Source organism: Geodermatophilus sp. URMC 65 (assembly GCF_053502545.1).
Genome location: NZ_CP199954.1, coordinates 439,536 through 454,341 on the forward strand (window position 1 = coordinate 439,536; position 14,806 = coordinate 454,341).

Sequence of the window (14,806 nt, forward strand, 5' to 3'; positions counted from 1 at the left end):
CGGGCTACCCGCCGGCCCGGGATCCGGAACGCCGCGCGGCGCATCCACCCGGTGGCCGGGCGGACCCGCGGCATCGGCTCACCAGGTCACCGGCTTGTCCGGCGTGTCGATCCAGGCGGTGAAGAAAGGCGTCGAGGTCCTGGCCGCTGACCTCCTCGGCCAGGGCGACCGCCGTCCTGCCCTCGGGCACCGTGATGCGGAAGTCGTAGGTCGCCTCGTCGGTGGGGACGTCGTCGACCGGGTACCAGGTCGACGCACCCTCGGGCTCGTCGGCGACGAGGGCACCGTCCGGGATGCTCACGAACCCGTAGAGCGCGCCCGCCGAGTCCACCGGCTGGCCCGGGACCCCGCCGTAGACCACGGTCACCCGGTGCGTGGTGCCCGCCTCCAGCTCGGGCCGGGGTCGGATCACCACTCGCCCGGCGGCTGCTGCTCGACGGTCGCGTGCGTGCCGTCGACGGTCACCGAGGTCGCGGTGAGCCCGCGCAGGTCCAGGCTGAACAGGTCGAGGTCGGCCGTCCCGGTGAGGGTGACGACCGCCGTGCCGTCCGGCCGCCCGGTCGCGGGGTCGTAGGACAGCGTCAGGTCGTAGTGGCCGACGTCGTAGCCGCCGTTGCCCGCGGCCGGGAAGGCGGAGGGGCAGGGCCGGTGCCCGGTCCTGACCGGGTGGTGATCGACCGACTGCCGGCTCCGGGCTGCAGCCCTCCAACTCACCAGCACGGAGTGGCGTGTCGCCCCCACAGCTGGTGCGGAGGGTGTACCGAAACCCGGTCAGCCGGCTGCGGTGGTCACCGTGCTGAGCTCACCCTCGACGTCCTGGGGGGACGCCACGGCCAGCACGTCGGAGACGGGAGCCGCGTTGGTCGCGGTGAGCTGCACCACGTACGTGCCAGGAGCCGCCTCGCCCAGCTCCACGTCGTTGACGGCGTCCCGGGTGAGTGTCACCTGGCGCCGGAGGACGGTGCCGCCGCCCTCGCGGCGGAGGGTGACCTCTGCCTCGACCTCGGGCCGGAGCAGGTGCGAGGGCAGGCTGCTGATCGGCTTGACGCCGACCCTCACGGGTTCACCAGGCAGGACGACGTCATCCAGGACCAGGCTGAACCGGGTCTCGATGGCGCGGAGGTCGGCGACCTCGGGGGCGTGGAGGGAACCGAGGAGTCCTCCGAGGTGACCGAGGAGTCCGTCGTTGCCCTGCAGGCGGGAGTGCCGCTCCGGTCCGAAGGTCCGCATCGGCTCCGTGCCCGACAGTGCCGCGGAGATGAGCGGTACCGTCCCGTCCCCGCCCTCGTCCGTGCCCTCCCGGTCGAAGAGCACGGCCAGGCTGCCGTCCCGCAGCGTGGCCGACTGCCGGGTCGGCTGATCACAGCCCGTGATGGGGTGGTAGGCGACGGGGTTGGCCTCGAAGCGGGGATCTCCGCGGTTGCTGCGCGCCGCGTCGTCCATCTCCCGCTGGAAGCTGTCGAGGTGCTCGGTCCACTCCGGGCGCCAGTGCGGTAGCCCGGCCTCACCCGGCACCACCGCTGTCGCGCCTCCGGCGTCGATGCACCGGTACCACGGCACGAGCTGGTGCACCGATGACATCGATCGCAGCATCGGCGTCAGGTCCGATCGGAAGGGACCGATCCCCTTGTGGAAGCCGTTGACGAGGAAGTCCACGGCGTTGAGTGAGCCGTAGAAGGGGGTGCCGAACGTGACGACCGCCCTCGTCGTCTCCCATCCACCCAGGGTCTCGACGAAGTAGCGGGAGACGAGGCCGCCCATGCTGTGGGCCACGAGCACGAGTTGGGCGTCGGCGTTGCCGGACCGGCCGCGCCAGGAGCGCAGCCAGGCGTCGGCCTGCTGCTGCAGCCGACGTGCGCTGGCGCGGTTGTCCCGGCGCCAGTCGTAGGGGAAGGGGAAGTAGTTCTGCCCTCGGGTGAGCCCCAGCCCCTGGACCAGGGCGGTCTCCACCCCGGAGTAGACATCGATCTTCCAGAGCCCGGGGACGATGTGGGCGGCGTCGACGAGCGCGGTGGCATGCACGCCGTCCCCCAGGTCGTCCACCCGCCAGTCGTCGTTCTCGACCGTGAGGGCCTGCAGCGAGCGACCGAGGCTGAGCAGTCCGCGGAGTACGGCCCCGGGTTTCGGGGCCCAGATCTCCTTCGCGCGCCGGCCCTCCCCCTGCACCAGGACGCTCCCGGTGATGCCGGGCAGGAGGACGACGACGTCGCCGAACGTCGACCGGGACATCTCAACCCCTCGTGACGTCGCTGCTGGAGAGCACTCGCGTCCGCAGGCCGTCACCGGGGTCGCCGTAGTGCTGGTAAGCCGCCCAGGCGTTCCGCTGTTCCGGCGTCGCCTGGGGCCGTCTGCGGGAGGAGGTCCACTGTTCCCGCCGGGCCTCGAGGAGGGCTTGTCCGACGTTCTCCCGCGCGGCCTCTCCCTCTCCGAGCAGTCGTTCGTAGAAGCGGACGGCGAACTCCCGGGCGCTCCCGTCGGGCACGCGCCAGGATGCTCCGATGAAGTGACCGACGCCGACTCGCAGGAACTCGTCGGCCAGCACGGGCGCCAGTTCACCCTCGCGGCCCCGGGCCGGCTGCGTGGCAGGCGCATCGAGGCTGCCGGTGTCCGGCCTGGCGGCCGACCAGCACGCGTTGGCCATCACGAGCCAAGGCGCTCGGGACATCTGGGTCAGCTCGCGCGCGGTGAGCAGGCCGTCGGCGAACAGCCATCCCGACAGCTCCGGCTTGCCGGGGTCGAAGACGCCGTGTCCCGCATAGTGGATCAGGTCGTATCGACCGGTGAGCACCTTCACCAGCACGTCGAGCCTGGTGGCGGGCCGCGCTTCCTCCGTCGGCGGGGAGTCGGCGTTGCCGATGTAGGCCTCGACCCGGATGCCGTGCCTCTTCAACACGGCCGCGACGGCAACGGCCTCCTCACGTGCTCCGTTCAGGCTCAGGTTCCCGCCCCCAGGGTCACCGATGACCAGCGCACGCATCTCCTGGGGCGCGGGGGCGTCGATGTCGGTGCGCGCGTAGGTCGTTCGCATCTGACGGGCCAGCGGTTGTCGAACAGCCAGCGGCTCGAGGTTCTCCCCGGCGTCGGTGGCCGGCATGAGGAACTCCCACGGCACCCGCGCTGTCCGCGGATCGACCTCGACGATCAGGGGGGCATCACCGCTCAGGTAGGCCCGGAGGTCCAGCGGCACCAGGAAGCGGGTCAGGAAGTGCGGCAGCTCTTCGGCGTCCCGCTCCTCCGGGGCGGTCAGGCGTCGGATCAGCTGTCCCAGCAGGTTGCGGTCCAGGCGCACCTCGCGCTCCGGCACCGTTGCCCGGGCGGTCAGTGCCGACCAGCTCACCCCACCTGCGTCTCTCGGTTGGAGCGCCGTGATCCTGGTGGGCACGGCGCCGTCCGAGGGGGAGCCGTTGACCAGCGGATCGATGTCCTCGGGCGCGCGCAGTCGCACGTCGACGACCCGCGCGGGCTCGGAGGCCAGTTCCTCCAGCTTCGCCGTCATCTGGTCCCTGATCTCTCCAGGGAGGTCAGCGCGGACGTCATCGAGGAGCCGCCCGGTCGACTCGTCCCCATGGTGTCGGGTGAGTCGGGTCAGCAGCGACCTCGCCAGGTAGAGGACGATGGCGTCCTGCCCCACCTCACCACCAGGTGCTGTGGCCATCTCAGGGAGGACCTGGACTCGTTCGCGTCCGTGCGCTGCCTCTGCTCGTGCCGCCTCGATGCGTGCAGCCTCGGTCAGGGCGGCGTGCAGCTTCTCGGCCCGGAGTCGGTTCATCTCCACGACCGACACCTGCCGCAGGCGCCGGTCCTCCGGCGGCAGGCCGGCCAGTCCTTCACCGCACCCCACGACGAGCGCGTGGGCGACCTGGTCGATGGAGAGATTGCCCGCCCCCGATCCGATGGGGACGGTGACCGCGTGCTCGACGCAGGCCAAGCCCGCGAGCTCACGGACCAGCGACGCGTACAGCCGCACGGCGTTGCTCTCGCTGAAGGTGCCGACGCGGCCCATGCCTGCCACCGCGGCTCGGACCACGAGCGAGTCGCCGGTCCCTCCGGGGGTGTGCCCGGGGAAGTACGAGACCTCCCCGAGAGCACCGACCAACCAGCGACGGCGAGTGTGCTCAGCGATGAGCTGTCGGCCACCGGGCACCGAGATGGCCTCGTCGAGGGCCCGCTCTGCGGCAGTGGGCATGACGCCGAGGTAGTGACCCGTGACGTGTATGTCCCCAGGTGTGCGCGCGAGATGACCCCAGACGACGTCGATGAGGAGCGGAGGAGCCACCGGGAGCGGCGCACTGCCCTGCGGCTGCTCCACGGCCGGTGCCGCCGACGACACCGGTGGGGTGGCAAGCAGGCCGCTGACGGTCGTCTCGGTCATCAGCGCTCCATCCGCGGAGGTCGACGGCCCCGGGGGGCCGCGGCATCTCCGTCGCATCCGCCTCAGCTGATCATCGATCACGGTGGCAGCACGACCATCACTCGTGCGTCACGTCCACGTCACCTGCTGGGTCACCACCGTGCCGCGCCGCGGTGGCACCCCAGTCGCGCAGCGTCTCGTGGCTGATGTCGAGTTCTGTGTCGTGCACCGATTCTGATCGAGGCTTCCATCCGCCGGGGGGATGAGAGTCATGGCGGCACCGCGGAAGCACCCCGACGAGGCAGGCGCTGGTGCGACATCGGCCTCTGCACGACCGAGCTGATCGACCGGTAGCGGTCCTGACCCGGCCGGCCCGCCGTCGAGCGGAAACCGCAGTCTGGGTGCGCTGGCCCAACACCGAACGCCTGCGCTCGGCCACCGGACGAGGGCAGCTCAGATCAGTATCGGGTGGCGCCGGCATCGTCCGGGGCACCTTGCCCTGGAGGGAGTGCTGAACAGGTCCGCTGGTACGGCTGGTCCCCGGCGAACTGGCTCCACTCGGCTTGGGTCAGGTTGCGGTTGACCAGCCGGCAGCCGTCCTCGGCCCAGTCCGCCGGCGACCGTTCCCACCAGTTCAGGTCCCACACCTGGACCGTCCCGGCGGTACCGGCGCTGGCCAGCGAGGTCCCGTCGGGGCTGACCGCCACGCCCACCACCCGGCCGCGGGTGCCGGCCAGCTCGCCGCGCAGTCTCCCGGTGGCGGGGTCCCACACCTGCACCATCCCGTCGGTACTGGCGCTGACCAGCCGGGCGCCGTCGGGGCTGAACGCCACGCCCACCACCGGGCCACGGGTGCCGGCCAGCTCGCGGCCCGGTTCCCCTGTGGTGGTGCTCCACAGCCGCACCGTCGCGTCCGTACTCGCGCTGACCAGCGAGGTCCCCTCGGGGTCGAATGCCATGGCGGTCACCGGGCCGGTGTGGCCTTCCAGCGGCGCGCCGTGCGGCCGGCCGGTGGGGGTGTCCCACAGCCGCACCGTCCGGTCGACGCCGGCGGTGGCCAGCCGGACGCCGTCGGGGCTGAACGTCACGGCGGTCACCACGCCGGTGTGGCCGGTCAGCGGCGCGCCGCGCGGTTGGCCGGTGGTCACGTCCCACAGCCGCACCGTGCCGTCGCCGCCGGCGGTGGCCAGCAGGGCGCCGTCGGGGTCGAATGCCATGGCGGTCACCGCGCCGGTGGAGCCGGTCAGCGGCGCACCGTGCGCCTGGCCGGTGGCGGTCTCCCGCAACCGCACCGTTCCATCGGTGCTGGCGGTGGCCACCAGGGCGCCGTCGGGGCTGACCGCCACGCTCCACACCGCGCCGGTGGAGCCGGTCAGCGGCGCACCGCGCGGCCGGCCGGTGGCGGTCTCCCACAGCCGCACCGTCCCGTCGCCGTCGGCGGTGGCCAGCACCTCGCCGTCCGGGCTGACCGCCACCTTGCTGACGGTGCCGGAGGGACCGGCCAGCTGCCGCCGGACGGTGTAGGTCTCGACGACCTCCCAGATGCGCACCGACCGGTCGATACCGGCGGTGGCCAGCCAGGTCCCGTCAGGGCCGAATGCCACGCTCCACACAGCACCGCTGTGGCCCTTCAGCGGCTCACCGTGCGGCCGGCCGGTGGCGGTCTCCCACAGCCACACCGCTCCGTCCTCACCGGCGCTGGCCAGCAGGGCGCCGTCCGGGCTGAACGCCACGCTCCGCACCGCGCCGCTGTGGCCTTCCAGCGGCTCACCGCGCGGCCGGCCGGTTGCGGAATCCCACAACTGCACCGTGCCGTCGGCACCGGCGCTGGCCAGCAGGGCGCCGTCGGAGCTGACTGCCACGCTCCACACCGCGCCGGTGTGGCCGGTCAGCGGCGCGCCGTGCGGCTCGCCGGTGGCGGTCTCCCACAGCCGCACCGTCCGGTCGCCGCCGGCGGTAGCCAGCAGCGCGCCGTCGGAGCTGACCGCCATGGCGGTCACCCCGCCGGTGTGGCCGGTCAGCAGTGCGCCGCGCGGCCGGCCGGTGGCGGTCTCCCACAGCCGCACTGATCCGTCGTCGCCGGCAGTGGCCAGGTCGCCGGCGGTGGCCAGCAGGGCGCCGTCCGGGCTGAACGCCACGCTCCGCACCGCGCCGGTGTGGCCGGTCAGCGGCGCACCGTGCGGCCGGCCGGTGGCGGTCTCCCACACCCGCACCGTCCGGTCCGAGCCGGCGGTGGCCAGCAGGGCGCCGTCCGGGCTGAACGCCACGCCCCACACCGCGCCGTCGTGGCCGGTCAGCGGCGCACCGTGCGGCCGGCCGGTGGCGGTCTCCCACACCCGCACCGTCGCGTCCTCGTCGGCGGAGGCCAGCAGCGCCCCGTCCGGGCTGACCGCCACGGCGGTCACGGCCCCGGCGTGGCCGCGGAGCACCGACGTGGTGCGGTGGGTGAGCTGGGCCAGCCCGGTGATCAGTCCGGGCGGAGGGTCCTCGTCCTGGCCGCGCGCCAGGCTCAGGCTCTGCAGGCCGAGCAGGACGGCCAGATCCGGCCGGGTGCTCACCATGCGGTCGGCATGGGCCCCCAGCTCCCGTGCCGCAGCCAGAGCGGACGCCTTGTTGGCGTTCACGGCGTACCTCCAGGCGGCAACGCCGAGCACCGAGGCAGCGACCAGCAGCAGGGTCATGGCCGCCGCGAGCACGCGCGCCCGGTGCAGGCGGCGGCGGGCGCTCCTCTCCGCTGCCCGTGCCTGCTCGATCTGGCGTTCCGCAGCCGCCTGCTGCTCCTGGGCGACGTGTCTGCGACGCCAGTCGAGGACCGCGGCGCCCATGACGTCATGGAAGACCTCGTAGCGCGGCGGCCCTTCGGCACCGGTGGCCGGGGGGACCGGGCGGAGGATGCGCCGGGGCCCCGACGACAGGGCCTCGAGCAGATCCCGGACGCGGTCGGGCGGCGAATTGGCCCAGGCGGCGAGGTCCTCGGCCGTGAGCGCGATCTTGCTCCCCGACGCCGTGACCAGGTGGTGGAACACAGCGGCGGCCACCTGCACCTGCTGCGGGGACAGGCCGGCCATCACGGCGTCCAGGTGGGACTGGACGATGGTCTGCGCACCGCCGAGTCCGGTCAGCGTGTCCCGCCGCAGCGCCGTCGAGCCCCGCGCTCGCTCCTCCTCCCAGAGCCGAGTGAGCACGAGCTGCAGATAGGGCGCCTCGATGTCGGTGCGGTCCGCGGGTCCGAGCCGATCGGGGAGGTTTCCCTCTTCGCCGACCTGCACGCGGCCGGCGCGCACCTCCTCGAGCAGGGCCTCGACGAGCTCCGGCTCGACGGACATCTGCGTGCCGGGTGCGGCGAGTTCGTTGTAGCGCTCCAGGGGGCCCTCGATGGCCGCTCGGGCCGACTCGAGGTCGAGGTGGGCGAGCCGGAAGTAGTTCTGGAACAGGCGCGGCACGTGGCCCTCGAACCGGTCGAGAGCGGCGACGGCGTCCTCGCGGATCGACAGGAGGACGTGCACGTTGAGGTCCCGAGCGGTGAGGACCTCGCCGAGCTCGACGGGCAGTCCTTCGTCGCACGGGTGGTAGAGGAAGTACTCCTCGAACTGGTCGAGGATCAGGTACGCCACGGGGATGCTGGCCCGTTCCGGGAGGCCGCGCAACCACGTCACCAGCGGTTCTGCGGTTGCCGGCCCGTCCACGCTCGCGCCTGTCGCCCGCAGCGCCCGGCAGAGCTCTGCTGCCACCGTCTCGCGCGGCTGCCCGCTCCAGTCGCTGACGTAGGCCACGGCCGCGCGGCGCAGGCCGAGGTCGTCGTCCTCCTCACCGATCAGGTGCAATCGCGGTACGACCCCTGCTCGCAGGACGGACGTCTTGCCCACCCCGCTCGGCGCGTACAGCAGCGTCAGCCGTGTCGCCACCAGGTTGGCCGCGATGAGGTCGATCTCGTTCTCGCGCCCGAAGAAGAACGGTGCATCGCCTTCGTCGAAGGGCGGCAGCCCGACGTACGGACAGTCCGGGACGGCGTCCTCGGCGGCCGACTGCCGAGGAGGTCGGGTCGCGCTGGTCACGCCGCCTCCGCTCCGTCACCCCGGAGCAGCTTCTCGATCTCGACCTCGAGTGCGGCGATGAACTGCTCGCAGTTGACGGACAGGATGTCGACACCACGCTCGTCCCATGCGTACTTGTCGATGGGATCCGGATCAGCCTGGACGGCCCAGGAGTTGTACGTCATGCCCTCCTGTTCCGCCCACAGCCGATAGAGCATCACCCGGAGGTTCCAGTCCCGCAGGCTGTAGCCGAGGAAGAGGAAATGGCTGGCCTTCAGCTTCATGCCGAGGTGGACGGGGAAGAGCCCACCGACATCTGCGCGCGTGAGGTAGTCGATGTAGTGGTCCTCGGTGATGACGAAGCTGTCCAGATTGCTGCGGCGGTCCACGGCGCCGTGGATCTTGGCGATGACGGGGGAACGGTCGAGCCGGAGGTCGTTGTACTTGTTGGGCCGGTCGATCACCGTGACCTTTCCGTCGGCGCGGAAATGGCGAAAGCGACCCCGATCTCTTCCTTCGGCGATGTACGTGACCAGCTCGTACGGCTCGCCTTCTTCGGCGAAGGCCCGCTCGAGCGAGTCGTCGTAGTTCGTCGTGACGAGGAGCATGCCGCCGCGGCCCGCCGCCCGGGTGTGCCGGGACACCCGGGCGAGGAACTGGTGCAGACGGGTGGGGGGATAGTCGGCGTCGAAGACGTCGTGGAGCTCCTCGTAGAGCGGCCCCTGACCGGCCAGAGCGGCGATGTACTGGGCCACCTGGGCGAGGTCCCGCGTCTTGATCAGCGGGTAGTCCCTCGCCAGCACCGAGGCCAGCTCCCGCCCGCTGGGCAGATAGCGGCCTTGCTCGAAGACGGCATCCGGAGGCCGCTCGCAGAGGTTCACCCCCGCGCCGAGCACCGGGACGACCTTGCCCTTCAGCAGTCGCTTGGCGATGAGCCTGTAGACGTCGGCCGGGTCGTCAGGCATGCAGCGCCGTCCCGTTGTCGTCACCCGTTCGCGTTCGCACCCGCGTCGGGGCGCCCGCGTGACCCTGGCACTCCCGGGCGTTCGACAGCTCGGCGTCACGCCAACGATCCACACGAACCGCGATCGGATTCGGGATGCGGGCGCGGTCCACTGAGACACCTCCGTCCGAGCACGGGTCATCCGACCTCATGCTGAACACAGAGTGACGCAGCCCGCTACTAATGCGATGGTGACTGCAGCGCCTTCTTAGGACGGCGTTTCTTGACGGCGCAGAGCTCTCCCGGTACTCCCAGCCATCACCTTGGTGCAGCAGGCGACGAGTCACCGTGTCGATTCCCGCGTGGACCCGCCAGGACCCACTCACCCAGAACTCTCACGTCGATGGGGGCTGACCAGCAGGATGTTGTCCGACCGTGGGCGAACGCCCAGGCACCGGGCTGGTGTCCGACGAGCTGTGGAGAACCGTCGCGCCGCTGATCCCGGCGCAGCGGAAGCGGCGTGGGCGTGTGGCGGGGTCGCTAGAGTCCGTTCGTGGGCACCTCCCCCATGGCGCGATCTGCCGGTGGCGGCCACACCAGCCGGCGCCCGTCCGTCGAGCACCCGTAGTGGACCCGGACGACTGGTCCAAGGTCGTGCTGGCGGCCATCCCGCTGGTGGGCGCCGTGGCCAAACTCCTCCGGGGCGCGGTCAAGGGTCGCCGCGGTCGGTTGGTCAGCGACGCAGACCTGCTCGCGAAACTGCCGCCGGACAGCGCCGCGTACGAGCGCATGCTGGCGCACCTGGACGCCGAAGTCGCACGCATCGTCGAGGACGAGGACAGGAAGCGACCGGACGTCGTCGGGATCGTGCTCGGCGTGGCGCTCCTGGTCGGAGCAGCGGCCCTCGCCGTCTCGGCATGGCACAGCGACAGGGACCTCTACCCGTTCCTGTGGGCCGCAGCGGCGGTGGTCGCCCTCCTCGGCACCGTCGGCCTGGTGCAGGACGCGATCCCGCGGGCACGGGACGACTCGGGTCGACCGATCAAGTAGGCCGGTCTAGCTCTTCTCCCGCGCTGCGGCCGTCGCCTTGTCGTTGGCCTTCTGGATGGCGTCGACCAGCTCGTCCTTGCTCATCTTCGACCGGCCGCTGATGTCGAGCCGCTTGGCGACGTCCATCAGGTGTTCCTTGGTGGCGTTGGCGTCGACGCCGCCCTTGGTCTCGCGGTTCGTGTCCCGCCCGCCCTCGGCCTGCGCGTCGCTCGGGCCCTTGTGGTCCTTCGGCTCCCAGTGGTCGCCGACCTTCTCGTGGGTGTGCTTGACCGCGGCCCAGGCGACCTGGTTGGCCCGCTGCTCGTCGTCGTAGGAGTCCATCGCCGAGTCGTGGGCCTTGGCGAAGGTGCGCTGCGCCTTCCCGTCCGAGCGCTGCAGGGTGCTGGGGATCTCGTCGGTCCTGGCGTCCCCGCTCTTCGTCGTCTTCGGCATGACCTGGCGGTACCCGCCGCCCGTGGGCGTCAGTCGCCGTTCCCCAGCCAGGTGACGCCGTGCTCCTCCGACGCCCGCTCGTAGGCCTCGCCGGCCGACGCAGTGGTGCGGCTGGCCTCGGCGAGGACCCGGAAGAAGCCCTCGAAACCGGCGGGCGAGGTCGAGCACAGCAGCCGGCCGGTCAGCGGGACCACGCGCCGGTGGGAGTGCGGCACGCCGTGCGGGAGGAACACCGTCCCGCCCGGACCCACCGTGAACTCCTGGTCCCCGCACACGAAGACGTGCTCGCCCTCGATGACGTAGTAGAGCTCGTCGGTCTCCCGGTGGACGTGGCGCGAGGTGTCCAGCACCGGCGTCTCCTCCTCGAAGAGGGTGAACGCCCCACCGGTGGTGTCCGCGGACGCGCGGACGACGATCGTCGTCCCCCAGAACTCCAGGCGCTCCCCGCTGTCGTGGTCCACGGCGAAGGGAGCGGCCATGCGGGGACGCTACGCCGGGTTGCCTCCTCCCGTCACCGACCCCTCCCTCCGCACGCCAGGAACGGGACCAGCGCCGCGACCAGCTCCTCGGGGGCCTCCTCCGCCACGTGGTGGCCGCTGTCGATGCGGCCGCCGCCGCGCAGGTCGCTGGTCCAGTGCGCCCAGATGGCGAGCGGGTCGCCGTGCAGGTCCTCGAGGTCGTCGCGGGCGGACCAGAGCACCAGCGTGGGGCAGGCGACCCGCCGTCCGGCGGCCCGGTCGGCCTCCTCCGCGGCGCGGTCGACGGTCAGGCCGGCGCGGTAGTCCTCGAGCATGGCGTGCACCGTGGCGGGGTCGGCGATCGCCCGGCGGAAGTCCGCGTGGTTCTCCTCCCCCATCTGCGCCGCCTTCCCGGAGGCCAGCGCGCCGTACCAGGCGTCGGGGTCGGCGCCGATGGCCCGCTCGGGCTTGTCGGGCTGGGCGAAGAAGAACCAGTGCCACCAGGCGGTGGCGAAGCGGGCGTCGGCGCGGTCGAGGTGCTCGACGATCGGGATGCAGTCGAGGACGGCGAGGTGGGTGACGGCACCGGGGTGGTCGAGGGCCGTGCGCAGCGCGACGTAGCTGCCGCGGTCGTGCCCGACGACGGCGAACCGCTCGTGCCCGAGGCCCCGCATCAGCGTGACCACGTCGCGCGCCATGGCGCGCTTGGAGTAGGGCGCGTGGTCGTCCGTCGTCGGCGGCGTCGACGACCGCCCGTAGCCGCGCAGGTCCGGGCAGACGACGCTGTGCCCGGCCGCGGCCAGCAGCGGGGCGACCTGGTGCCAGGTGGTGTGCGTACGCGGGTGCCCGTGCAGCAGGACGACGGGTGGGCCCTCGCCGCCGGCCCGCACCCGCAGCCGGACGCCGTCCGCCCCGTCGACCCGGCGCTCCTCGAACCCGGCGAAGAAGGTCACGTCAGGAACCGGCTCCAGTGGGCGCGCTCGTCGCCGGTCATCGCCCGGCTCGTGTCGGTGGCGAAGTCGAACGCCACCATGACGACGTCGGCCCGGATGGCCACGGCGTCGTCCTGGACCAGCTCCTGCCGGACGGTGAGCGACTTCGTGCCCAGCCGGGTGACCCGGCTGCGCACGCACAGCCGCTCGCCCACCCGGTAGTACAGCTGGCGCAGGTAGTCGACCTCCAGCCGCGCCAGGATGAGCCCCCGGTCCCCCGGCGCTCCCTCGGCCATCGCCAGCCGCGCGTCCTCGATCAGGCTCAGCGCGCGGGCGTGGTTGACGTGGCCGAGGGAGTCCGGATCCGACCAGCGCAGCTGGACGGCGTGCTCGTGCGGGGCGCTCAGGGCAGGTCCGCGGTGTCCTCGGAGCGCCGGTGGGCGCCCTGGGCGTCGTCCGGGTCGGGGTGGACGGTCCGCTCCTCGGACTCGGCCAGGATCACCTCGGCGGCGACCTCCTCCATGCCGCTGCCGCGCAGCTCCTCCTCCTCGGGCAGCAGGTCCGCCCGCGTGTGGACGTTGTGCTCGGTGACGTTGGCCAGCGCCTCGGGGCTGGGCTCCTTGTTGGTGGTCACCTCAGAACCGCTGCTGCTCGGTGCCGATGCCCAGGGCGCGGGCGACGTCCTGCACGTTGTCGAACTGCTGGCCGGACGGCAGCCGGTGCAGGTCCGAGAGCACGCGGTCGGGGGCGTTGCCCTCCTGGGCCTTGGCCACGAGCGCGTCCTTGTCGGCCGGCCACACCTCCTTGCCGAGGGTCTCGGCGAGCGCGGCGCGGCGCTCGACGTCGCCGGTGGAGGTGCCGGGTGAGGTGGCGGGCTGGTGCGGGTCGGTCATCGGGGGCTCCTCACTGGGCCTGGGGGGTGGAGTTGTCGGTGTAGCGGAGGATCGCGGCCACCGGGATGTCGCCGGGCATCGCCGCCCGGGGGACGACGACCACGCCGGCGCTGCTGGCCACCGCAGCGGCGAGCAGGGCGCGGTCGGCGGGCACCGAGTGCACCTCCTGGACGCCGAGGGCGTCCATGTCGCCCTGCTCGGTGCCCAGCAGTAGCGGCGAGGACCCGACCAGCAGCTTCTCGTCGTCCGGCTGGTCGGCGAGCACGAGCGTCTCGACCTGGCCCTTGCGCAGGGCCTCCACGACCGACGCGGTGCCGGTGACCGCCAGGCCGTGCGCGGCCGCGGACTCGATCTTCTCCACCGCGTCGGCCTCCTCGCGGGCCTCGTGCTCGGCCACGAGCTCGGCGGTCCGCTGGTCGACCGGCTCACGGTCGGCACCGGCGGCCCGGCCGCCCTCGTCCATGGAGACGACGAGCTCCGACCACAGGTCGCTGGCCCGGTCGCTCAGGATCTGCCGGGCCCGCACGTCGCCGGCGAGGAGCACGAAGTGCGGGTGCAGCCGGCGCACCAGCGAGGCGATGCGCTCGGCAACGTTGTCGGCGTTGTGGACCCACTTGTTCTCGCTGTTGTGCTGGTACCGGTGGTGAGCCCAGCCGCCGCCCTGGAACTTGCGGATCTGGAAGCTGTCGCCCTCGACCTCGTCCTCGATCTCGGGCCGGCCGACGAGGGTGGCCACGGAGATGTCGGCCCCGACCCGGTCCGCGATCACGACGATGTGTGGCACCCGCCCGGGCAGCTGCCGCAGGATCGGCATGAGGTCGGGCGCGGGCGAGTACTCGGCCACCTCCCGCCGCGGTGCGTCGACGAGCGGCTGGTCGAGGACCACGGTGCCGTCGGCGGCGACGACGAGCGCGCGACCCCGCAGCGTGGCGACGTCCCCGCCCTCGTTGGCCTCGAGCAGCCGGCTGCGGACCGCCTCCACCACGGCCTCCGGCGCCCCCTGGTCGGTGAGCTGCTCGGCGAGGGCACGGACCCGCAGCTCCACCTCGGTGTCGGCGTTCTCGGTGGTGTGCGTGACGTCGGCGCACACCGTGGCGTAGGGCCCGGAGGCGGTGAAGACCGGTTCCAGGAAGGACACGTCCATGGGGGTGGGACCACTCCTCGATCGCTGTGGGTCGGGTCGGCGGTTCGGGTCGCGGGGCTGCGACCCGGGCTGACCGCCTCCGCCGCCTACCCACCGGCCGTGCCCTCACACCCGGTGTCGGATCCGCGGGGCAGGGGTAGGCGGTCGGCCATGACCGAACACGACCAGCTGCCGCTGCCCGACTACGACCACCTCCCGGTGGAGGGGCTGACCTCACGGATCCGCACCCTGGACGCCGCTGGGTTGGAGACGGTGCTCGAGTACGAGCGGGCGCACGCCAACCGGCTGCAGGTGGTGACGATCATGGAGAACCGGCTCAGCGCGCTGCGCCAGGGCGCCCAGCCCTCCGGCGGCGATCCGGCGGCCGCGGCCGCCGACGACCCGGTGCACGCCGCGGGTGGCTCGAAGGTCTCCGAGGCGACGACCGGCCCGGTGATGAACCCGCCGTCCCAGGGCGATCCGACCAACCCCGCGCAGCCCCGCAGCACTGGCTGAGCGTCCGACGACGCCCGTCGAGATCACGCGATCTCGCGCGCCCCAGGCCCTCCTGGCGTGCGAGATCGCGTGAT

Annotated in this window: 15 protein-coding genes; 2 read left to right on the forward strand and 13 right to left on the reverse strand. The window is 72.6% G+C overall.

The window, feature by feature from the left end:
- Positions 1-4: 4 nt before the first annotated feature.
- The 6 genes from ACWIX7_RS02050 to ACWIX7_RS02075 form a co-directional block, all read right to left on the reverse strand.
- The gene (locus tag ACWIX7_RS02050; protein ID WP_448619968.1) at positions 5-412 is read right to left on the reverse strand and encodes a hypothetical protein; all 408 of its coding nucleotides are present in this window, start codon (positions 410-412) and stop codon (positions 5-7) included.
- Positions 409-714 (reverse strand): hypothetical protein, encoded by a 306-nt coding sequence (locus ACWIX7_RS02055; RefSeq protein WP_448619969.1) that lies wholly within the window; start codon positions 712-714, stop codon positions 409-411. The genes ACWIX7_RS02050 and ACWIX7_RS02055 overlap by 4 nt, the downstream gene beginning before the upstream one ends.
- A 57-nt stretch (positions 715-771) precedes the next feature.
- On the reverse strand, positions 772-2,229 hold the full coding sequence (locus tag ACWIX7_RS02060; protein ID WP_448619970.1) for an esterase/lipase family protein: 1,458 nt from the start codon (positions 2,227-2,229) through the stop codon (positions 772-774).
- 1 nt (position 2,230) lies between these two features.
- Entirely contained in the window at positions 2,231-4,186 is a 1,956-nt protein-coding gene (locus ACWIX7_RS02065; protein ID WP_448619971.1) for a CHAT domain-containing protein, read from the reverse strand.
- Between the two features lie 623 nt (positions 4,187-4,809).
- Positions 4,810-8,406, reverse strand: coding sequence for a WD40 domain-containing protein (locus ACWIX7_RS02070; RefSeq protein WP_448619972.1), 3,597 nt, complete (start codon positions 8,404-8,406; stop codon positions 4,810-4,812).
- Positions 8,403-9,350 carry an SIR2 family NAD-dependent protein deacylase gene (locus tag ACWIX7_RS02075; protein WP_448619973.1) on the reverse strand — a complete coding sequence of 316 codons (948 nt, stop codon included), beginning with the start codon at positions 9,348-9,350 and terminating at the stop codon, positions 8,403-8,405. Before ACWIX7_RS02075 ends, ACWIX7_RS02070 begins: the two co-directional genes overlap by 4 nt.
- Before the next feature lie 605 nt (positions 9,351-9,955).
- On the opposite strand from ACWIX7_RS02075, the gene ACWIX7_RS02080 reads away from it, so the two are divergent.
- Complete coding sequence (locus ACWIX7_RS02080; protein WP_448619974.1) at positions 9,956-10,378, forward strand: hypothetical protein; 423 nt, start codon at positions 9,956-9,958, stop codon at positions 10,376-10,378.
- Between the two features lie 6 nt (positions 10,379-10,384).
- Here ACWIX7_RS02080 and ACWIX7_RS02085 read toward each other — a convergent pair whose 3' ends face one another.
- The 7 genes from ACWIX7_RS02085 to ACWIX7_RS02115 are packed head-to-tail and all read right to left on the reverse strand — an operon-like array spanning position 10,385 to position 14,237.
- A complete protein-coding gene (locus ACWIX7_RS02085) occupies positions 10,385-10,810 on the reverse strand; it encodes a ChaB family protein (protein ID WP_448619975.1) in 426 nt (141 codons plus the stop codon).
- A gap of 29 nt (positions 10,811-10,839) precedes the next feature.
- The gene (locus ACWIX7_RS02090) at positions 10,840-11,289 is read right to left on the reverse strand and encodes a cupin domain-containing protein (RefSeq protein ID WP_448619976.1); all 450 of its coding nucleotides are present in this window, start codon (positions 11,287-11,289) and stop codon (positions 10,840-10,842) included.
- 32 nt (positions 11,290-11,321) lie between these two features.
- Positions 11,322-12,221: an alpha/beta fold hydrolase gene (locus tag ACWIX7_RS02095; protein ID WP_448619977.1), complete on the reverse strand. Its 900-nt coding sequence runs from the start codon at positions 12,219-12,221 to the stop codon at positions 11,322-11,324.
- On the reverse strand, positions 12,218-12,607 hold the full coding sequence (locus tag ACWIX7_RS02100; protein ID WP_448622119.1) for an acyl-CoA thioesterase: 390 nt from the start codon (positions 12,605-12,607) through the stop codon (positions 12,218-12,220). Before ACWIX7_RS02100 ends, ACWIX7_RS02095 begins: the two co-directional genes overlap by 4 nt.
- Positions 12,604-12,834 (reverse strand): hypothetical protein, encoded by a 231-nt coding sequence (locus ACWIX7_RS02105; protein WP_448619978.1) that lies wholly within the window; start codon positions 12,832-12,834, stop codon positions 12,604-12,606. The genes ACWIX7_RS02100 and ACWIX7_RS02105 overlap by 4 nt, the downstream gene beginning before the upstream one ends.
- Position 12,835: 1 nt before the next feature.
- Positions 12,836-13,093 (reverse strand): DUF2795 domain-containing protein, encoded by a 258-nt coding sequence (locus ACWIX7_RS02110; protein WP_448619979.1) that lies wholly within the window; start codon positions 13,091-13,093, stop codon positions 12,836-12,838.
- Between the two features lie 10 nt (positions 13,094-13,103).
- Complete coding sequence (locus ACWIX7_RS02115) at positions 13,104-14,237, reverse strand: baeRF2 domain-containing protein (RefSeq protein ID WP_448619980.1); 1,134 nt, start codon at positions 14,235-14,237, stop codon at positions 13,104-13,106.
- 150 nt (positions 14,238-14,387) lie between these two features.
- Between ACWIX7_RS02115 and ACWIX7_RS02120 the strand changes: the two genes are divergently transcribed.
- Entirely contained in the window at positions 14,388-14,732 is a 345-nt protein-coding gene (locus tag ACWIX7_RS02120; RefSeq protein ID WP_448619981.1) for a hypothetical protein, read from the forward strand.
- Positions 14,733-14,806 lie beyond the last annotated feature (74 nt).